This window comes from Streptomyces sp. col6 (genome assembly GCF_008042035.1).
Taxonomy (GTDB): Bacteria; Actinomycetota; Actinomycetes; order Streptomycetales; family Streptomycetaceae; genus Streptomyces.
Genome location: NZ_RDBL01000021.1, coordinates 1 through 19,290, shown reverse-complemented (window position 1 = coordinate 19,290; position 19,290 = coordinate 1). Strand labels below are relative to the sequence as shown.

General features: G+C 72.4%; 21 protein-coding genes and 1 pseudogene. 15 read left to right on the top strand and 7 right to left on the bottom strand.

Translation table 11 applies throughout. The features are described 5' to 3' along the window. Window positions 1-20: 20 nt before the first annotated feature. The 3 genes from EAO73_RS25785 to EAO73_RS25775 all read right to left on the bottom strand — a co-directional run bounded on the left by EAO73_RS25785 (window position 21) and on the right by EAO73_RS25775 (window position 2,100). The gene (locus tag EAO73_RS25785) at window positions 21-1,106 is read right to left on the bottom strand and encodes a sensor histidine kinase (RefSeq protein WP_191134223.1); all 1,086 of its coding nucleotides are present in this window, start codon (window positions 1,104-1,106) and stop codon (window positions 21-23) included. After that, complete coding sequence (locus EAO73_RS25780) at window positions 1,099-1,794, bottom strand: response regulator transcription factor (protein ID WP_147973974.1); 696 nt, start codon at window positions 1,792-1,794, stop codon at window positions 1,099-1,101. Before EAO73_RS25780 ends, EAO73_RS25785 begins: the two co-directional genes overlap by 8 nt. Window positions 1,795-1,875: 81 nt before the next feature. Then, window positions 1,876-2,100, bottom strand: coding sequence for a hypothetical protein (locus tag EAO73_RS25775; protein WP_147973973.1), 225 nt, complete (start codon window positions 2,098-2,100; stop codon window positions 1,876-1,878). A gap of 200 nt (window positions 2,101-2,300) precedes the next feature. On the opposite strand from EAO73_RS25775, the pseudogene EAO73_RS25770 reads away from it, so the two are divergent. Beyond that, window positions 2,301-2,973 (top strand): annotated as a pseudogene (locus EAO73_RS25770) (ThuA domain-containing protein). Between the two features lie 84 nt (window positions 2,974-3,057). Further along, a complete protein-coding gene (locus tag EAO73_RS25765; RefSeq protein ID WP_147973972.1) occupies window positions 3,058-3,468 on the top strand; it encodes a RidA family protein in 411 nt (136 codons plus the stop codon). A gap of 22 nt (window positions 3,469-3,490) precedes the next feature. On the opposite strand, the gene EAO73_RS25760 is transcribed toward EAO73_RS25765, so the two are convergent. Beyond that, a complete protein-coding gene (locus tag EAO73_RS25760) occupies window positions 3,491-4,030 on the bottom strand; it encodes a GNAT family N-acetyltransferase (RefSeq protein ID WP_147973971.1) in 540 nt (179 codons plus the stop codon). A gap of 109 nt (window positions 4,031-4,139) precedes the next feature. Here EAO73_RS25760 and EAO73_RS25755 point away from each other — a divergent pair, with 109 nt between their 5' ends. The 5 genes from EAO73_RS25755 (at window position 4,140) to EAO73_RS25735 (ending at window position 10,043) form a co-directional block, all read left to right on the top strand. Further along, window positions 4,140-4,739, top strand: a complete 600-nt coding sequence (locus EAO73_RS25755; protein ID WP_147973970.1) for an SUKH-4 family immunity protein — start codon at window positions 4,140-4,142, stop codon at window positions 4,737-4,739. Window positions 4,740-4,823: 84 nt separating this feature from the next. Beyond that, window positions 4,824-5,273, top strand: a complete 450-nt coding sequence (locus EAO73_RS25750; protein WP_147973969.1) for a universal stress protein — start codon at window positions 4,824-4,826, stop codon at window positions 5,271-5,273. Continuing rightward, window positions 5,270-6,256, top strand: a complete 987-nt coding sequence (locus EAO73_RS25745; protein ID WP_147973968.1) for an adenylate/guanylate cyclase domain-containing protein — start codon at window positions 5,270-5,272, stop codon at window positions 6,254-6,256. Before EAO73_RS25750 ends, EAO73_RS25745 begins: the two co-directional genes overlap by 4 nt. 202 nt (window positions 6,257-6,458) lie before the next feature. Beyond that, window positions 6,459-9,059: a rifamycin-inactivating phosphotransferase gene (gene rph, locus EAO73_RS25740; RefSeq protein WP_147973967.1), complete on the top strand. Its 2,601-nt coding sequence runs from the start codon at window positions 6,459-6,461 to the stop codon at window positions 9,057-9,059. 39 nt (window positions 9,060-9,098) lie between these two features. Next, window positions 9,099-10,043, top strand: a complete 945-nt coding sequence (locus EAO73_RS25735; RefSeq protein WP_147973966.1) for an NAD-dependent protein deacetylase — start codon at window positions 9,099-9,101, stop codon at window positions 10,041-10,043. 60 nt (window positions 10,044-10,103) lie between these two features. Here the strand turns inward: EAO73_RS25735 and EAO73_RS25730 are convergent, their stop codons facing one another. After that, window positions 10,104-10,550, bottom strand: a complete 447-nt coding sequence (locus tag EAO73_RS25730) for a glutaredoxin domain-containing protein (protein WP_191134222.1) — start codon at window positions 10,548-10,550, stop codon at window positions 10,104-10,106. Window positions 10,551-10,561: 11 nt separating this feature from the next. Further along, window positions 10,562-10,909, bottom strand: a complete 348-nt coding sequence (locus EAO73_RS25725; protein ID WP_147973965.1) for a hypothetical protein — start codon at window positions 10,907-10,909, stop codon at window positions 10,562-10,564. Between the two features lie 183 nt (window positions 10,910-11,092). On the opposite strand from EAO73_RS25725, the gene EAO73_RS25720 reads away from it, so the two are divergent. From EAO73_RS25720 to EAO73_RS25700, 5 genes are all read left to right on the top strand, one after another. Further along, entirely contained in the window at window positions 11,093-11,902 is an 810-nt protein-coding gene (locus EAO73_RS25720) for a helix-turn-helix domain-containing protein (protein WP_147973964.1), read from the top strand. Window positions 11,903-12,018: 116 nt separating this feature from the next. Beyond that, complete coding sequence (locus EAO73_RS25715; protein ID WP_147973963.1) at window positions 12,019-12,372, top strand: hypothetical protein; 354 nt, start codon at window positions 12,019-12,021, stop codon at window positions 12,370-12,372. Window positions 12,373-12,454: 82 nt separating this feature from the next. Then, window positions 12,455-13,555: a GNAT family N-acetyltransferase gene (locus tag EAO73_RS25710; RefSeq protein WP_147973962.1), complete on the top strand. Its 1,101-nt coding sequence runs from the start codon at window positions 12,455-12,457 to the stop codon at window positions 13,553-13,555. A 12-nt stretch (window positions 13,556-13,567) separates the two neighbouring features. After that, window positions 13,568-14,101: a truncated hemoglobin gene (locus EAO73_RS25705; RefSeq protein WP_147973961.1), complete on the top strand. Its 534-nt coding sequence runs from the start codon at window positions 13,568-13,570 to the stop codon at window positions 14,099-14,101. Next, window positions 14,098-15,582: an FAD-dependent monooxygenase gene (locus tag EAO73_RS25700; RefSeq protein WP_147973960.1), complete on the top strand. Its 1,485-nt coding sequence runs from the start codon at window positions 14,098-14,100 to the stop codon at window positions 15,580-15,582. Before EAO73_RS25705 ends, EAO73_RS25700 begins: the two co-directional genes overlap by 4 nt. 20 nt (window positions 15,583-15,602) lie before the next feature. Here the strand turns inward: EAO73_RS25700 and EAO73_RS25695 are convergent, their stop codons facing one another. Continuing rightward, window positions 15,603-16,055, bottom strand: coding sequence for an SAM-dependent methyltransferase (locus EAO73_RS25695; RefSeq protein WP_147973959.1), 453 nt, complete (start codon window positions 16,053-16,055; stop codon window positions 15,603-15,605). A 110-nt stretch (window positions 16,056-16,165) separates the two neighbouring features. On the opposite strand from EAO73_RS25695, the gene EAO73_RS25690 reads away from it, so the two are divergent. The 3 genes from EAO73_RS25690 to EAO73_RS25680 all read left to right on the top strand — a co-directional run bounded on the left by EAO73_RS25690 (window position 16,166) and on the right by EAO73_RS25680 (window position 19,264). After that, window positions 16,166-17,431 (top strand): MFS transporter, encoded by a 1,266-nt coding sequence (locus EAO73_RS25690; RefSeq protein WP_191134221.1) that lies wholly within the window; start codon window positions 16,166-16,168, stop codon window positions 17,429-17,431. A gap of 140 nt (window positions 17,432-17,571) precedes the next feature. After that, window positions 17,572-18,474 carry an alpha/beta hydrolase family protein gene (locus EAO73_RS25685; RefSeq protein WP_147973957.1) on the top strand — a complete coding sequence of 301 codons (903 nt, stop codon included), beginning with the start codon at window positions 17,572-17,574 and terminating at the stop codon, window positions 18,472-18,474. Between the two features lie 58 nt (window positions 18,475-18,532). Continuing rightward, the gene (locus EAO73_RS25680; protein WP_147973956.1) at window positions 18,533-19,264 is read left to right on the top strand and encodes a PIG-L deacetylase family protein; all 732 of its coding nucleotides are present in this window, start codon (window positions 18,533-18,535) and stop codon (window positions 19,262-19,264) included. The last annotated feature ends 26 nt before the right edge of the window (window positions 19,265-19,290 follow it).

Sequence of the window (19,290 nt, the reverse complement as noted above, 5' to 3'; positions counted from 1 at the left end):
GGCGATATGTGCGGGAGGAGTCAGAGGTGCCGTGGCGGCGTGGTGCCGGCGGGCAGTTCCACCGTGACGCGCAGTCCTCCGGCGGGGCGCGGGGTGAGGGTGAGGATGCCGTGGTGTGCGCGGGTGATGGACCTGACGATGGCCAGGCCCAGGCCGACGCCGGGGTGGTCGGTGTGGACGCGTTCGGTGCCGCGCTGGAACGGCTCGGTGAGCCGGGAGACCAGCTCCGGGGAGACGGGCTCGCCGGTGTTCTCGACGGTGAGTGTCACCGTGCCCGGACGGACCCCGGTGGTGACCCTCACGCTGCCGTGCTCCGGCAGGTTGTGGACGATCGCGTTGTGCACGAGGTTGGTCGTCAGTTGCAGCAGGAGGGCCGGTGAGCCGGTCGTGGGCGCGATGTCGCCGTCGGTCTCCAGGGTGACACCGTTCTTCTCCGCGAGCGGCAGCAGCATTTCGGCCGCTTCCTCCGCGACGAGGGAGAGGTCGACGTCCTCCCGCGCGAAGGACCCCTGGCCGGCCCGGCTGAGCAGGAGCAGCGCCTCGATGAGGTCGATGGCGCGGGTATTGACCGTGTGGAGGCGGTCGAGGAGCGGATCGGCGGGGCGGCCCGGATCGGCGCGGGCCACGTCGAGCAGCGCCTTGGTCGCCGCGAGCGGGGTGCGCAGTTCGTGGGAGGCGTTGGCGGCGAATCTCTGCTGCTCGCCGACGTGCGCCTCCAGCCGGGCGAGCATCGTGTCGAAGGCGTCGGCCAGTTCGCGGAACTCCTCCTGGCGTCCGGGAAGCCGGATGCGGTGGGACAGCGATCCGTCGGCGGCGGTGCGGGTGGCGTGCGTGATGCTGTTGAGCGGGGCAAGCATGCGGCCCGCGAGGAGCCACCCTCCCCCGAGCCCGAACACCAGCAGGAATGACAGGGACGTGGCCGCGAGCGGAGCGAAGTCGCGCGCGACGGCGAGTCGGTAGTCCGGCACGAAGACGAGTCCGATGTGCCGCACACGCGTCAGGAAGAGCCATGCGGTGACGAGCATCAGGACGCCGGCCACCATGAGGAATCCGGCGTAGCTGAGCGTGAGCTTGAGGCGGATGCTCAGGCCGGGCCGCCTATCCACGGTCCGTTCCCTCGCGTCCCGTGCCGGGCGCGGTGTCGATGCGGTAGCCGACGCCGGGGACGGTGGCGATGACCCAGGGCTCGCCGAGCCGTTTGCGCAGCGCGGAGACGGTGATGCGTACGGCGTTGGTGAACGGGTCCGCGTTCTCGTCCCACGCCCGTTGCAGCAGTTCCTCGGCGCTGACGACACCGCCCTCCGCGGCTACGAGGACTTCGAGCACCGCGAACTGCTTACGGGTCAGCGCGACGTACCGGCCGTCGCGATGGGTCTCACGGCGGAAGGGGTCGAGGCGCAGTCCCGCGATCTCCCGTACGGGCGGCCTGCTGTGCGCACGTCTGCGGTCGAGTGCTCGGAGCCGGAGCACCAGCTCCCTCATCGCGAACGGTTTCGTGAGGTAGTCGTCGGCGCCGAGCCCGAAGCCGGACGCCTTGTCGTCGAGCCGGTCGGCCGCGGTGAGCATGAGGATGGGCGTCCCGCTGCCGGACGCGACGATGCGCTCGGCGATCTCGTCGCCGGAGGGCCCGGGAATGTCCCGGTCGAGGACGGCGATGTCGTACGTGTTGACGCCCAGCAGCTCCAGCGCGGTGTCGCCGTCGCCCGCGAGGTCGGCCGCGATCGCCTCCAGACGCAGCCCGTCCCGGATGGCTTCCGCCATGATCGGTTCGTCCTCGACGATCAGCACGCGCATGCGGCCCATGCTACGAGTCGGTGCGTATCGTCGGCGTATCGAAAACGGGGGGCGGGCCGGCCGGGTTCCGTCCGCCCGTTCCTACACCTGACCGGTGGCGAACAGCGCGAGGTATCCGCACTTGGGGCAGCGGAACGCCTCGATCTGCCGGCGCGGCCGGCCCATGCGCTTGGCGCCGCCGAAGATCCCCCGCTCCAGCGCACCCTCGATCCAGCGCGCGTACCCGCGCGAGTGTTCGCCGGCATCCTCGATGAAACCGTCCTCGAGACCGACGGTTCCGCAGTGGGTGCACGTGAGGTTGTTCATGCGGTGAGTCTAGGGAGCGGGCCGGCCCGGGAGATCCCGGAGGCGTCAACGGTTGCCCAACTGGTACGTACATCCGTCTCGCCCACTGGGCGGACCGTTGCGAACAGGCGCGCGACCGCGCAGGGCGGATGCCCCGGACCCCACCGGGGCAGACTGCCCGTGACCGCCGCCCCCGCCCACCAGAACCCCGGAGTCGCAGCATGCACCGGACCGGCCGCCTGTCGGACGTCCTCGTCTACACCCGCACCACGGCCTACCGCCACGACTCGATCCCGGCCGGTCGTGCGGCCCTGCGCGAGCTGGGCGAGGAGCACGGCTTCGGCGTGGAGGCCACCGAGAACCCCTCGGTCTTCACGGACGCGTCCCTGGCGGGGCGCGGTGCGGTGGTCTTCCTGTCCACCAGCGGGGACGTGCTCACCCCGGACGGGCGGGATGCGCTGCGGCGCTGGGTCTCGGACGGCGGCGGCTTCATGGGGGTCCATTCCGCCGCCTGCACCGAGTACGACTGGCCGTACTACGGGGAGTTGGTCGGCGCGCGCTTCGCCGGCCACCCCCTTCCAGCCCGGCACCGTGCGGATCGAGGACCCGGACCACCCGGCGACGCGCCATCTGCCGCCGCGCTGGGACCGGGACGACGAGTGGTACGACTTCCGGAGCAACCCGCGCCGCCCGGGGATCCGGATCCTGGCGACGATCGACGAGACCGCGTACGAGGGCGGCACCATGGGCGCGGACCACCCGCTGGTCTGGTGCCGGGACTCCGGCGCGGGCCGCTCCTTCTATACGTCCCTGGGCCACGCGGAATCGGCGTACAGCGACCCGGCCTTCCGTGCCCACCTGCTGGGCGGGCTGCGGTGGACGGCGGCCTGCTGAGCGCGCGGAAAAGGAGAGGACGGGGTGGTGCCTTCCTGGCAGGATGTCCGGGCTCCGCCCCCTCTGCGATTGGACCCAGCCGTCATGCCCCGCGCCGTCACCCTGATCCGCTCGGCCGCCCTGTCCGATGTCGCCGAGTACGCGTACGCGGCCACCGCGCCCGCCGAGTCCCGGCTCATCTTTCTCGCCGGGGCGTGCCCCCTGAACGCCGACGGCTCGACGGCGGCGGTCGGCGACTACGCGGGCCAGGCGCTCAAGGCCGTCGAGAACATGGAGGTCGCCCTGCGTGCCGCCGGCGCGTCGCTCCAGGATGTCATCAGTACGCGGGTCCTCGTGGCGTCGAGCCGCCAGGAGGATCTGGTGAAGGCCTGGGAGGTCGTCCGGGACTCGTTCGGCGAGCACGACGTTCCCAGCACGCTGATGGGCGTCACCGTGCTGGGCTACGCGGACCAGCTCGTCGAGATCGAGGCCGTCGCCGCCGTGCTCGACGCCTGAGGTCCTATGGCCGCGGGCCGGGTTACGCGGCCGGAGGGCGTACGCCCATCCACTGGGCGGCGCCCCACGCCTCGAAGCGGTGGATCCCGGTGAAGCCGAGCTTCTCCGCGAGGCGCATCGAGCGCGTGTTGGCGGTCTGGGTGAAGAGGGTGACGGGCTCGTCGGGGCATGCCTCGGCGAACCAGTCGAGCACGGCCGCGCACGCCTCGGCGGCGTATCCGTGGCCCCATGCCTCCGGCAGCAGCAGGTAGCCCAGTTCGGCCCTCCCGGCGTCCGGTCGGACCGCGTCCGGGTTCTCCAGGTCGCGCTGCTTGAGCTCGACGGTGCCGATCATCGCGCCGTCGCACTCGATGACGAAGTGGCCGGGGCGCCTCCCCGGAATTTCGGGCATGACGCGCTCGCACTCGTCACGTGGGCGGGGGCCGCCCAGGTAGGTGTGGACCTCCGACGAGGCGAACAGCTCGACGAACGCCGGACGGTCCCGGCTCTCCGGCTCGCGCAGCACGAGCCGCTCGGTGCGCAGCGGAGTGGGCGGCCAGGAAAGGAAGTTCGCTTCAGCCATGGTCGGGGACCCTATCCCACCGCGGACCGGACCGACCGGGACGGAGCCGCCCTCGGCCGTACGCCATGCTGGTGCCGTTCTGCATGCCCACCGCGTCCGGAGTCGTCCCGTGCTCTTCGATGTCACTCGTGCCCAACTCGCTGATGTATGCGGCGAGGAGCGGCTCGCGTCCCTGCCCGCCGCCGCGTTCCCGCCCCTCGCGGCCGACACCGAGGGGGCTCTTCTGCTGCAGACCGTCGGCGTACCCACCGGGACGCTCTCGCTCCGGGAGCCCGATACGAAATCGGGCCTCCTCCCCCTCGTACGGGAGGTCGTCGCGGCCGACGGGGACGCGGGCGAGTGGCCCGTGTTCGGGTGGCTGCTCAATGCCCACCTCGCCCTCGATCCCGGCTCCGGCAAGGTGTATGCCTTCGACTCGGACGAGGAGACGGTGGTGGAGCTGCACACGGACGTCTCTTCCCTGATCCATGTCGCCCTGCTGTTCCAGCGGCTGCTGGAGGAGTTCACCTTCAGCGGTGAAGAGGCCGACGAGGACGCCGACTTCGAGCGGCTGGACGGCGAGGTGAGACAGGTCCGGGAGACGACCAGCGCTGTGGACCCGCTTCCCTTCCGGGACGACGAAACCGTGTGGTGGGTCGTCGGCGACGAGATCGCCGCGGGTCAGCGCTTCACGGGCGACAGCCCGGGAGGCCGTTCCCTCTACGGCTGACCACGCCCGCCGCGCTCTTGCCCAGGGCCGCCGGGGCCCTTACCTTACTCTGAAGTAAGTTTACTTCGGAGTAAGGAGTTTGCCTTGGCCGCCTATAGAACTGTGCTCGTCGGCACGGACGGATCGGAATCGTCGTTCGCCGCGGTCGAGGCCGCCGCACGGCTCGCCGGCGTATGCGGGGCGGAGCTCGTGATCACCTGCGCCTACGCACCCATGAGCGGCGCCGAACTCGATGCCGCGAAGGACCAGTTAGGGGCGGAGGCGTACCAGGTGGTGGGTTCGGCGCCGGCCGAGGAGACGCTGCGGACCGCGAAGGACCGGGCCCGTCTGCAGGGCGCGGCCGAGGTGCGCACGGTCGCGGTGGAGGGCGAACCGGTCCCCTCGCTCGTGCGGGCCGCCCGGAGGTGCTCGGCCGACCTGGTCGTGGTCGGCAACCGCGGACTGCGCTCGCTGGCGGGACGCATCCTGGGCTCCGTACCGGCGGACGTCGCCCGGAAGGCCGGACTCGATGTGCTGATCGTCCACACCACATGAGCACGCGGCCGGAGTCCGTCGAGGAAATACTGCTGGGCGGCGGCCGGGTCTGGACGAGGCGCGATGTCGCCGCGCGGGCCGGGGTGAGGTTCGAGCGCGCGGTGCAGGTGTGGCGGGCGCTCGGGTTCCCGGCGGTCGACGACGACGCCAGGGTGTTCACGGACGCCGACGTGGAGGCCCTGCGCGCGGGCGAACGCCTCATCGCGGCCGGGCTCATCACCGAGCACAGCGAGACGATGATGGCCCGCGCCCTCGGCCACCACCTCTCCCGGCTCGCGGACTGGCAGGTGGACACCCTGCGGGACTGGATGAGCGGCGACGAGGGCGCCACGCCCGACCGGGACGTCCTGCTGGAGCACATGGCGGCGCTGCTGCCGGAGATCGAACGGGTGCAGCGCTATGTGTGGCGCCGTCATCTCGTGGCGTACGCAGGGCACTTGCTCAGCGAGGGCCGGGAGGAGGAAGCGGGGCCGGGCGCGCACGTCCGGGACCGGTCCGTCGGTTTCACCGACATGGTGGGCTACACGCGGATGACCCGTGGCCTGGACGGCGCCGAACTGGTGGACGTGCTCGACCGGTTCGAGACCATGACCGGTGATGTGGTGGCCGAGGGCCGGGGGCAGGTGGTGAAGACCATCGGCGACGAGGTGCTCTTCGTCTGCGAGTCGGCGGCGGGGGCCGCCGACATCGGCCTGGAGCTGGCTGCCCGCGCCCAGGCGGACCCGAAGCTGCCACAGGTGCGCACCGGGCTGGCCCACGGCCCCGTCATCGGCCGCTTCGGCGACGTCTACGGAGCGGCGGTCAACATCGCGGCCCGGCTCACGGCGGTGGCCCGCCCCGCGTCCGTGCTGGTCGACACCGCGCTCGCGGGTGAGCTGGCCGGGCGGGCGGCGTACGCGCTGAAGCCGCTGCGTCCGGTGCCGGTGCGCGGCTACAGCCGGCTGCGGCCGGTGCTTCTGCGGAGGGGCAGGCCGGCCTCGTAGCCCCCAGTGCCGTACGGGTTGTACGGGTGCGCGTGGCGACGCCGTCCGGGCCGCCTGCCACGGCGTACAAAAGCAAAGGCAGGGAGAACCTTCTCCCTGCCGTACCCAACTTATAGCGCACCGGGGGGCTTGCGGCAAGGGCCGGGGGGTGGCGCACAATCGTCGGCCTGACCACCCCGACCTGCGGAAATGAGGACGCTGCGTGCGTAAGCGGTACGTGTGGGATCTGGACGAGGCCGGCGGTTCGCGGATCGCGGCCGTCGGCGGCAAGGGCGCGCACCTGGGTGCGCTGTCGCGTATCGAGGACGTCCGGGTGCCCGGCGGCTTCTGCGTCACGACGGACGCCTTCCGGCACGTCGTGGCCGGGGCTCCGGAGGTGGACGAGCAGCTCGGCCGGCTGACTCGGGCGGACCCGGACGACCGGGAGGCGGTACGCGCCCTGAGCGCGGAGGTCCGCCGGACCGTCGAAGGCCTTCCCCTGCCGGACGAGCTGGTGGCGGAGGTCACCGGTGCGCTGGCCCGGTACGGCGAGGACGCCGCGTACGCCGTACGGTCCAGCGCGACGGCGGAGGACCTGCCGACGGCTTCCTTCGCCGGGCAGCAGGACACGTATCTGAACGTCGTGGGTACGGAGGCGGTGCTCCGGCACATCAGCCGGTGCTGGGCCTCGCTGTTCACCGAGCGGGCCGTGACGTACCGGCGGCGCGGCGGCATCGACGACCGTACGGTGCACATGGCCGTGGTCGTGCAGCGGATGGTGTTCCCCCAGGCGTCGGGCATCCTGTTCACCGCCGACCCCGTGACGGGCAACCGGAGGAACGCCACGGTGGACGCCGGTTTCGGGCTCGGCGAGGCGCTGGTGTCCGGGCTGGTGAACCCGGACGTCTTCACGGTGCGCGAGGGCGAGATCATCGGCAGGTCGATCGCCGCGAAGGAACGGGCGATCGAGGCGCTGGAGGGTGGCGGCACGCGCGAGGTGCCGGTCGAGGCGCGGCGGCGGGAGCAGCCCGCGCTGACGGACGAGCAGGTTCTGCGGCTCGTCCGGCTCGGACGAAGGATCGAGGAGCACTTCGGGCGCCCGCAGGACATCGAGTGGTGTCTCGTCGACGACGGGTTCCGGATCGTCCAGAGCCGGCCGATCACGACGCTGTTCCCCGTACCGGAGGTGGCGGACGACGAGAACCACGTCTACGTCTCCGTCGGCCATCAGCAGATGATGACCGACGCGATGAAGTCCCTGGGGCTCTCGATGTGGCGGCTGACGGCCATGGCTCCGATGCTGGAGGCCGGCGGGCGGCTGTTCGTCGACGTCACCTCGCGCCTGGGCCCGCCCTCGGTCCGGGCCGGCCTCCTGGACATGATGGGCAAGGGCGATCCGCTGGTCAGGGATGCCCTGGAGACCGTGCTCGGCCACCCCGGCTTCGTGCCCACGCTCCCGGACCCGGTGCCCGCCGCACCGCCGGCCGCCGGTGGACCCGCCCCGATCGCGACCGATCCGGCCGTCGTCCGTGCGCTGATCGCGCGCAGCGAGGCCTCGGTCGCCGCCCTGGAGCGGGACATCCGGACGCACTCCGGGCCGATGCTGTTCGACTTCCTGGTCACCGCCTTCGAGGAACACAAGCGGGTGCTCGGCGACCCCCGGAGCATGCAGGCGATCATGGCCGGGATGGAGTCCACGTGGTGGCTGAACGACAAGCTGCTGGAGTGGCTCGGCGAGAAGAACGCGGCCGACACGCTCACGCTGTCGGCCCCCGACAACGTCACCTCGGAGATGGGGCTCGCCCTGCTCGATGTCGCGGACGTGATCCGCCCGCATCCGGAAGCGGTGGCGTACCTGCGGGACGCCGGGGGCGACGAGGGCTTCCTCGACGGCCTGGCGAAGGTGGCGGGCGGGGCGGAGGCGCGCGAGGCCATCGAGGCGTACCTGGACCGGTACGGCATGCGGTGCGTCGGCGAGATCGACATCACGCGGCCGCGCTGGAGCGAGCGTCCCACCGCGCTGGTGCCGGTGATCCTCGACAACGTGCGCCTCTTCGGCCCGCGAGCGGCCGGCCGGCGCTTCGAGGAGGGGCGGCAAAAGGCCCTGGCGAAGGAGCGGGACGTGCTCACGCGCCTGCGGGCCCTTCCGGACGGGGACCGGAAGGCCGAGGAGACCAAAGAGATGATCGACCGGGTCCGGACCTTCGTCGGGTACCGGGAGTACCCGAAGTACGGCATCATCCACCGCTACTCCGTCTACAAGCAGGCCCTCGTGCGGGAGGCCGACCGTCTGGTGGACGCCGGGGTGCTGGCCCGCCGCGAGGACGTCTTCCACCTCACCTTCGAGGAGTTCCGTGACGCCGTACGCACGAACACGGTGGACGAGGAGCTGATCCGGCGGCGCAAGGAGGAGTTCCGGGCGTTCAGCGCGCTCACCCCGCCTCGCGTGCTCACGTCGGACGGTGAGGCGGTGAACGGGGCGTACCGGCGCGACGACGTGCCGGAGGGCGCGCTGACCGGTCTGCCCGTTTCCGGCGGGACCGTGGAGGGGAGGGCCCGCGTCATCCTCGATGTGGCCGAGGCCGAACTGGAGGCGGGCGACATCCTGGTCACCACCTTCACCGATCCCAGCTGGTCACCGCTGTTCGTCGGGATCGCCGGGCTGGTGACGGAGGTGGGCGGCCTCATGACGCATGGGGCGGTGATCGCCCGGGAGTACGGACTGCCCGCCGTCGTGGGCGTGGCCGGGGCCACCCGGCTGATCCGGGACGGTCAGCGCATCCGTGTGCACGGCACCGACGGGTACGTGGAGCTGCTGTCGTGACGGCGGGGCGGTGGGAGACCCGTTCCGTACTCTGGAGGCATGCGCATGCGCCCCACTCTGAGCTGGACTCCCACCGAAGGACTGCCCCCGGCCACCACTGATCCGGAACCCGTCGTCGAAGCGCTCGGTGCCGGCGGTGTGCTGGTGCTGAGCGGGGCCGGTATCTCGACGGAGTCCGGCATCCCGGACTACCGGGGCGAGGGCGGCAGCCTCAGCCGGCACACCCCGATGACCTACCAGGACTTCACCGGCGGCGCTGCGGCGCGCCGCCGGTACTGGGCGCGCAGCCACCTCGGCTGGAAGACCTTCCGGCGTGCCCTCCCGAACGCCGGGCACCGGGCGGTGGCCGCGTTCGGGCGCAGCGGTGCGCTGTCCGGGGTGATCACCCAGAACGTCGACGGACTGCACCAGGCCGCCGGCAGCGAGGGCGTCGTCGAGCTCCACGGGGGCCTGGACCGGGTCGTCTGCCTGAACTGCGGCACGTTCGTCGCGCGCCGGGAGGTCGCGCGGCGGCTGGAGGAGGCGAACCCCGGGTTCCAGCCGGTGGCGGCCGGGGTCAATCCGGACGGCGACGCCGATCTCACCGACGAGCAGGTCGGGGACTTCCGGGTGGTGCCGTGCGAGGTCTGCGGCGGCATCCTCAAGCCGGACGTGGTGTTCTTCGGCGAGACGGTGCCCGCGGCACGGGTCGAGCACTGCCGCGAGCTGGTGCGGGCGGCGACTTCGGTGCTGGTGCTGGGGTCCTCGCTGACGGTGATGTCCGGCCTCCGGTTCGTCCGCCAGGCGGCTCAGGCAGGGAAGCCGGTACTCATCGTCAACCGGGAGCCCACCCGGGGTGATGCCCAGGCCGTCACCCGGATCGCGCTGCCGCTCGGGGAGGCTCTGGGGGCGGTGGCGGACCGGCTGGGCGTTCGCGTCGAGGGTCCTCGCGTCGAAGGTGTGGAGGACAAGGCCGCGACCGGCCGGGACGCGCTGGGCGCGTAAGCAGGCGTCCCCCGGGCGTGCGGGGTGGCGCCGGCCCGTGCGTGAGCCCCGGTGGCCCCGTCAGACCCGTCGCCCGGCGGCGACGAGCTGTTCACGTACCCACGACGGGTCCGGGTTGGTGTGAGGTTTCCCGGCCACGACCACGGTCGGCACGGTCTCGTTGCCGTCGTTGGCCGCCCTGACTTCGGCGGCGGCATCCGGGTCGCGCCAGATGTTGACCCAGTGCAGACGGCGGGCGCGGCGCCGCAACCGGAACCGCAGCCGGAGACAGTACGCGCACCCGGGCCGCCAGAACACTATGGGCCGGCCGTCGGCCTCACTGCGGCGCCGGGCCTCCGCCACACCGATGGACCTCGGGAAGACCAGGGGCGAGTGCAGGCCCGCGAAGAGCGCGAAGGCCAGCAGGAGAACGGCTCCCTCACGGGTGCTGCCCCGCGCGATGAGCCCGCCCCCGGCGGCGGCTCCGGAGACGAGCAACAGGATCGGCACCAGCCAGACACGCGTCATGACGCCCCAGGCTACCGACGCCCCGGCACGGCCCGGGGGCCGGGCCGCCGCAGCCGCCACCACCGGTGCACACCTCGCGGCGCGTCGGCGTCGTCCCGGTCGAGGTCCGGCAGCGGCGGGTCCACGTAGGTCCGGGCGGTGCGCTCGGGGTCGAGGCCGACGCGGCCCGGGTGGACGCAGACCGGGGTCCGGGTGTCGGTGGTGTACCGGAACCCGTCCGCCGCGTCGAACGGCCAGTCCCTGCTGGGGCGGTCCGCGACGAGGAAGCCGGTGCGCGGAAGCCGCAGTGCGGGGCAGAACCAGCAGCACGGGTAGTCCGACTCCGGGTCGATGAAGGGTGCCTCGGCCACGTCGTCCATGTCCCCAGGAAGGTAGCGCACGGTGGCGGCCGACCCTCCCCGCAAGCACGGGCAGCCCGGCGCCGGGCGACCGCCTGTACCCGCTGTGGACGGTTCCTCGATCCGGTGTCGAGCGGTCCTCCACAGCACCTCCCTACCGTCCTATGCGTACGCCTTCGTTCCACGTCTGTTCAGGAGTCGCGTATGGAGCAGGTGGTGGAACGGGCCGTGCGGATCATCCGGGAACGTTACGCGGAACCCCTCAGTCTGGATGAGGTCGCCCGTGCCGTACTGATGAGCAAATTCCATTTGCTCCGCGTCTTCGACCAGTTCACGGGGGTGACCCCCGGGCGCTTTCTCGGCGCCGTACGCATGGGCGAGGCAAAACGACTTCTGCAATTTTCCGATCTCGGAGTTGCCACCATTTCCGCCGAAGTGGGTTACAGCAGCACCGGCACGTTCACCAGACGTTTCTCCGAATCCGTGGGTGTCACTCCCACCCGGTATCGCGAGCTGAGCCGGGGCCGGGGCGCACTCGCCGTGGGGCCACCCGGTGTCCGGCGGGGCCGGGCGGGCCGCTGCCGGGTCCGCGGGGTCGTGCGGGCAGCGGCAGAGCCCGATTCACCGGTCTGTATCGGGGCCTTCGACGGCCCCATCCTTCAAGGTCAGCCCTTCGGCTGGACCACCACGGACCGTCTGGGGTCCTTCTGCCTGCCCCTTCTCCCCCAGGGCGTCTGCCATGTGCACGCGGCCATGCGGGCGGCGGCCGGGACTCCGGGCCGGCCCGTCCTGTTCACCGCCGTGCTCGGGCCCCTTCGGCTCGACCCGTTCGCCGACTGCGAGGTCGAGCTCGTACTGCGTCCGCGCACATGGTCACAGCCGCCCATTCTGTTCGCCATTCCCGGTATCGAGGTACCTGCACAAACGGAATCCCCGGCGCCCTCTCCGGCGTTGCGCAGCTCAGCAATTGAGGAGAAGACAGGCCGTGAACCCGCCTGCAACACTCAATTATGAACGCGGCAAGGGTCGCGTTCCGGCGGTCCGGTGGATCGCCTTCCGTGAATCAAATGAAGAGGTAATCAATGCGCGAACTCTCTGTTTTCCGAGCGACGTCGGCCGAGGAATTCGGCGTGTGGGACGCGGCACCGGTCTGGGACCGGGCCACCGAGGACCTCTCCGTCTGGGACCGTTCCTCCGAGGACCTCTCCGTCTGGGACCGGACCGCCGGCGAACTCGCCGTGTGGGACTCCGGCGCCGGGGACCTCGCCGTCTGGGACTCGGCGTCCAAGGACCTCGCTGTCTGGGACTCGGCCCCCGGGGACCTCGCCGTCTGGGACTCGGTGTCCGAGGACCTGGCGGTGTGGGACGCGGGCTCCGGGGACCTGGCGGTGTGGGACGCGACACCCGGCGACCTGTCGGTCTGGGACGCGGCCTCCGACGACCTGTCCGTCTGGGACCGCGCGCCGCAGCCCCTGGCGGCCTGATCGTTCACTCACAGCCCATTCGGCCCGGCGGCCCTGCGGATCGCCGGGCCGGACGGGCGGGCGGGACCGGAAGGACATCGCCATGACGACACCACGCACACAACGCGCCGAGGCCACCACCGGGCTGCACGTACGGGGCGGGATCGACGAGAACTGGGACCGCTGGGTCGGCAGGGCACCGGTCACGCTGCGCCATCGCTGGATCTCGCTCGCCGAGGGCCGGATTCCCGGCGGTCTCCGTACCTTCGGGCTGCCCGGACCCGACGGTGACCGGGTGGCCCTGATCGGCGGTGTGATGGAGGCACCGACCGGCCATGTGCGCTTCGATCCGCAGCGCGTGCTGTCCGGCGGATCGGTCGGTGAGGGAGTGGTCGCCGAGGGGCCGCACCCGTGGCACGGGCTTTCCGCCGACGCTCTGTTCCCCTCCTGCCTGCTGATGGGCCCCAACTACGAGTCGGCCCCGACCGGCCCCGGCGCCCGCGACCCGCAGGTGCTGAAGGAGTATGTGCGCGCCCTGCTCGACTGGTGCCGCGCGCAGGGGATCCGCAGTGTCTCCGCGCTCTTCCTGCGGCCCGACCACCCCGAGTTCCTGGACGCCCTGCGCGCCGAGGGGTTCGACGTGGTGCCGATGGTGGACCGCTGCGACATGGACGTCACCTGGGACGACCTCGACGGCTACATCGCCGGGCTGCGCCGCAACCGGCGCTTCGCCGTGCGGCGCGAACTGCGGGAGATCGCGGAGCACGGTGTCGAGATCAGCGAACGCCCGATCGGTGAGGACGAGCCCGAACTCGTCGCGCTGCGGGCCCAGATCGTGACGAAGTACGGCGGGGTGCCCGACGCGGAGCGGGAGGCCGGGTCCTTCCGGCATCTGCGCGACCACTTCGGCCCGGAGAACGTCTGGGTCGTCGAGGCCCGCAAGGACGGCGCGCTGCTGTCGTTCACGATGCTGGTGCGCGACGGCGACCAGTGGACCGCGCTGATGAGCGGCACCGACTACAAGCACCCCGACGCCTCGTTCACGTACTTCGCCACCATGTTCTACCGCCCGGCCGAGCTGGCCCCCGGGCTGGGCATCACCACGATCGCCTACGGGCTCGGAACCGTCCAGGCGAAGCGGGTGCGCGGCTGCACCGTCAGCACCCTCCTGGCGGCCGGCCTGGTTCTCGACGGATCCCACTGAAGGAGTACGCCCATGTCCCCCGAACCCGCCACTTCGGTCCCCCGGCACGACGGCAAGGTACTCCTCGTCGCCGACCAGGGGCTGCGGTCGGCCGAGCAGATGAGCGCGACGCAGGTCGACCGGAAGGTCTCCGACTTCTGGACGGGCATCGGCGGCGCGGAGTTCTTCCAGGCGCTGAGCACGGGCTTCTACGAACTGGTCTCGAAGGACGAACTGCTGCTGCCGCTGTTCGCCGTCCACGACTGGGACCGGCACGCCGCACGGCTGTACGACCACTTCCGCCGGATCTACGGCGAGAACGACCTCACCGCGGCCTGGGACCCCAAGATGCACCAAGCGCACGCGCACTTCCTGATCTCCCGGGAGCAACGGCTGCGCTGGCTGGCCCTGATGAAGGAGGCCGGGACACGACTGAACGCTCCGGAGCCGCACTTCACCGAGTTCCTGACGATCATGAAGATCGCCAGCGGGGAGATGACGGCGGTGTCACGCGGCGCCGCCCTGGCCCGTGGCGAGCGGTTCCACTGGGACGGGACTCCGGCATGACCGGCTCCGGCGTACGGGCGGTGGCCGTGGTGGGCGCGGGGCCCGCCGGGGCCTTCTGCGCCCTGGAACTGGCCCGGCTGATGCCCGACACGGCCATCGACCTCTACTACCGCGAGGAACGCGGGCCGGGGGCGGGCATCGTCGTGACGGACGACTTCGCGCAGCGCCTGCGCGCCGTCCACCCCGACGCGCTGCGGCTGCCGGAAGCCGCGTACGCGACGTGGGACGAGACGGTCACGGCGGTCGGCGACGAACGCATCCGGTCCGGCGCCTTCGGCATGTCGGGGATCTCCCGGCAGGTCTTCCACGCCCATGTACGCGAACTCGCCACGCGCAGCCCGAATGTGCGGCTGGTCAGCCGCGACGTCATCCGGCTGCCCCGGCAGGCCGATCTGGTCGTGCTGGCGGACGGGGCGGGCGGCGCGCGGCGCCGGGAGCGCGCCGACCGGTTCGGCACCACCATGACATCGGGCCGCACCCTGTTCGTCTGGATGAGCACCCCCGCGGTACTGGAGCCGTGCTTCCTGCTCAAGGACCTGGGCGCCGGTCCGCTGGTGGTGCACGCCTATCCGCACGCGGCGGACGCCAGCACCTTCATCGTGGAGGCCGATCCGGGCACCCTGGCCGCGCTCGGGCTCCTCGGGCTGCCGCCGGAGGAGACGCAGACGCGGCTCGCCGGGCTGTTCCGGGAGGAGCTGGGCGGTGCTCCGCTCGTCTCGCGGACAGCGGGCTGGCAGGAGTTCCGTACGGTCGTCAACCGGCGCTGGACCGACGGCCGGACGGTGCTCGTGGGGGACGCGGCGCACACGGTCCACTTCTCCACCGGTTCGGGCACGGTCCTTGCCATCGACGACGCGCTGTGTCTCGCCCGGTCCCTCGCGGAACACGACGACCCGGACGAGGCGCTGGCCGCCTACGAGGCGGCCCGGCAACCGGTCGTCGCCCGAGCGCAGGAGGAGGCGGCCGAGAGCACCGCGTGGTTCGAGCAGTTGTGCCGCGGCGACCGGCTGGAGGGGCATCAGACGGTGTTCGCCCTGCGCAGCCGCCGGAGCGCGAACACCTACGGCCGGTTACGGGAGCGGGACCCGGAGTTCGTCGCGCGCACGGTGGCGCGGCTGGCCGGCCGGCCCACCACCGCGGAGCCCGTCGACGTGCCGCTCACGGTGGGGCGGGTGCGGCTGCGCCACCGGCTCGTCGAGGTGGAGCACCGGGACGGCACCTGCGTACTGCGGGGCGGGGACGGTGCGCGGGCGGTGGGGCTGCTGGTGGACGAGGCGCCCGGACGGCCGCTGCCCGGAATCGACTTCCTCGCCGTGCGGGCGCGGCCGGGCGGCGGGCGGGTGACCCGCAGCGCCGCCGCGGCCCGGGTCCGCGGTGCGGCGGGGCTCCCGGTGGCGCTGCTGGTCGACGAGGAGTTGCCCCGGGACGAGGCCAACACGCTGATAGCGGCGGCGCGTACGGACCTGGTGGCCCGGTCGTGAGGCGCGGCGGCCCGCCCGGCTCAGAAGTAGTCGCGCATCAGCTCGCTGTACCAGGCGGGGCTGCGCACCTCGCCGCGCGGGGCGAACTCCGGCTGGTAGGGCTTCACGTCGAGCACCGGCGTACCGTCGAGGGCGTCCAGGCCGTTCACCGTGAGCGTCAGCCCGTCGACGGCGTCGAGCGCGCACACGGTCACGCCCAGGTGGTTGGGCCGGTTGGGGGCGCGCTGCGCGAGGATCCCGGTCAGCGGCCAGTCGGTGTTGCCCCGGGGATACTGGCTGCCGGTGCAGGTCTTCCGCGCCAGGTGGAACGAGAAGACGACCTCGATGTGCGAGTACGCGTCGAGGCCGAGGGTCGCCGACGCGTCGAGGACGTCCGGGTCGAGTTCGATCCGCGAGACCTCCACTCCCCACCCGTCCTCGTAGGCCTGCCGGCGTCCGCCGCGCACCACGCCGATCGGGCTGATCCCGTCCATCGCGCCGTCTCTTCCTGTCGGGTGGATCCCGGTCGTCCGGGATCCACGAACCATGCATGCCGGTCCGCCGTGCGCGGTGCCGGCCCGTCCCATCGAGCGAGGTGCCTGCCGTGTCCGGTCCGATCTCCCGCCTGACCTCTCGTCTGCTGCCCGACCCCGGACCCGGCCGGCTGCTGGTGCTGTGCACCGCCGTGGCCAGCCTCGGCAACGGACTCTATGTCACCGGTGGTGCCGTCTACTTCGTCCATGTGGTGGGCCTGTCGCCGGGTCAGGTGGGCATCGGCATGTCGCTCGCCGGTGTCCTGGCCCTGTTCACGGGCGTGCCGGCGGGGCAGCTCGCCGACCGGTTCGGGCCGCGCGGCACCACGGCCGTGTTCGCGCTCGGGAAGGCGGCGGCGCTGGCCGCGGCGGCCTTCGTGCACTCCTTCGCGGCCTATCTGGTGATGGCCGTCGTCCTCGGGCTGGCCGAGCAGAGCGGCCACGTCGCGCGGGGCGCGCTGGTGACAGGGGTGATGGGCCGTGAGGGCCGGGTCCGGCTCTCGGCGTACATGCGCTCCGTGTTCAACGGCGGTTTCTCACTGGCCTCGCTCGCGGCAGGGCTGGTCATCGCGCTCGACTCCGAGACCGCGTTCCTGTCGCTGTTCTGGGGCAATGCGCTGGCCATGGTGCTGGTGGCGGGGCTCTACATGCGGCTGCCCGAAGTCCCGGGCGTCCCGCGTGAACCGCGCGGCAAGCGTCAGCGCGGGGCCCTGCGCGATGTGCCGTATCTGGCGGTCGCGCAGGTCTCGGGGATCGTCAGGATCGGACCGACCGCCCTCGCGGTGGGACTGCCGCTCTGGCTGGTCGTGCACACCGACGCGCCCCGGGCGCTCGCCGCGTGGATCATGCTGGTCAACACCCTGATGGTGGTGGCGCTCCAGGTGCGTCTGGCGCGCGACGCGGACACCGTACGCGGGGCCGCGCGGCTCCAGCGGCTGACGGCGATCGTGCTCGCGGCGGCGTGCGCGGTCACCGCGTTCACCGGCGCGATGCCGGCGTGGGCGGCGGCCGCCGTGCTGCTGGCGGTGGCGGTGCTGTTCACCTTCGGGGAGATCTGGGGCGAGGCGGCCCGGTGGGGGCTGCGCTACGAGCTGGCGCCCGCGAACGCGCAGGGGCAGTACCTGGGCGCCTTCGCGACCGGTGACGCCTTCGCCCTGATCGCGGGTCCGACGCTGGTCACCCTGGTGCCCGACCGGCTCGGCGGGCCCGGGTGGCTGGTCATCGGCGCCCTGTTCACCGGCGTGCTGCTGGCGGGCGGGCCGGTCGTGCGGTGGGCGGAGCGGACACGGGTGCCCGAGCCGGAGCCGGCCGCCGAGGCCATGACCGCGCGGGCATGAGGGACGCGGGCCGGGGCCGCTCCAGCGCTGTGCGAGGCCCCGGCGAGGCGCCCGGCCTAGCGTCGCCCCACGGGCCGGGCCAACCGGGTGTCCCGGTTCCCCGGCCCGGTCCCCGCCGAGCAACCGACAAGGACGGCCCCGTGAGTGTGTCCAGGACGGACCGGAAGAAGACGGTGCCGACCCACTCGGCAGGCGTACGCCCGCTCCTGCTGGAGGCGGCGGGTCTGACGCTGTCGGGCCTGGTGGCCGAACCGCCGGAGGGTAGTCCCCGGGCGACGGTCGTCGCGGTGCACGGGGGCGGGATGCGGGCCGGCTACTTCGACGGGCAGGCCCACCCCGGTCTGTCCCTGCTCGCGCTCGGCGCCCGGCTCGGCTTCACCGTGCTGGCGCTCGACCGGCCCGGCTACGGCCGGTCCGCCGCGCAGGTGCCCGCCGGTCTGACGCTCGGCGAGCAGGCCGTCGTCCTGCCCGCGGCGCTCGACGCCTTCGCCGAGCGGCACGACGTGGGCGCGGGCTTCCTGATGCTCGCCCACTCCTACGGCGGCAAGCTCGCTCTCACGACCGCCGCGCACTCCCCGGGTCTGCTGCTCGCCCTGGATGTCTCGGGGCTCGGGCACCGGTACGCCGTGGAGTCGGCGGGCCTGTCGCGCATCCGCCCCCATGTGCACTGGGAGCGCACCTGGGGGCCGCTGGACCTGTATCCCCCGGGCACGTTCCGGGCGGCGCAGGCGCTGGTGGCCCCGATGCCCTCGCGCGAGGCGTCCGAAGTGGCGCTGTGGCCAGGGATGTTCGACGAACTCGCGCCGCGCGTCGGCGTACCGCTCCGGCTGACGTTCGCCGAGCACGAGGCGTGGTGGCTGCACGGGGAGCCGCACATCGCCGACCTGACCGCCCGTCTGGAGCGGGCGCCGCTCGTCCGGGTGGAGCGGCAGCCGGGAGCCGGACACAACATCAGCCTCGGCCGCGCGGCCCGTTCCTACCATCTGCGCGCGCTCGCCTTCTTCGAGGAGCGCCTGGCGGGCCTGATGGCGACTGTGCCGTAGCCGCTCACGTACACCGCTCCCCGACGTCCCGCCCACGTACTCCTGGAAAGGCAGCACCATGACCGAGCCGTACGAGCCGTTGCCGGAGGACTGGGGGCGCGCGCTGTGTGTCGCCGCGCATCCCGACGATCTGGAGTACGGGCCCGCGTGTGCCGTCGCCCGGTGGACGGCGCAGGGGAAGTTCGTCGCATACGCGATCGCGAGCCGCGGTGAGGCCGGTATCCCCGACCTGGCTCCGGACGCGACCGGAGCGCTGCGCGCGGACGAGCAGGTGCGGGCGGCGAAGGCGGTGGGGGTGCGGGACGTCGAGTTCCTGGGCCATCCGGACGGCACCATCGAGAACGGTCTGCCGCTCCGGCGCGACCTGGCGCGCGCCATCCGGAAGTACCGGCCCGATGTGCTGGTCACCATCAACTTCTACGAGCGGTGGCGCAGCGGCGACTGGAACTCCGCCGACCACCGCAACGTCGGTGTCGCGCTGCTCGACGCGGCGAACGACGCCGGCAATCCGTGGGTCTTCCCGGAACTCGTGGAGGAGGGCCACGAGCCCTGGCCGGGTGTGCGGTGGCTGGCGGTCGGCGGTTCCCCGGCGTCCACGTACGCCGTGGACGTCACCGACGGGCTGGAGGCGGGGATCGAGGCCCTGGCCGCGCACGCGGGCTATCTGGCGTCGCTGCCGCCGGACAACCCGATGGCGGACGCGGCCGGGTATCTGACGACCAAGCTGACGCGGTTCGGCGCGCGCTTCGGCGGGGTGCCGGCGCTGCCGTTCGAGATCATCGGCATCTGAGACGCGTACGGCCCACGGCCGCGGCC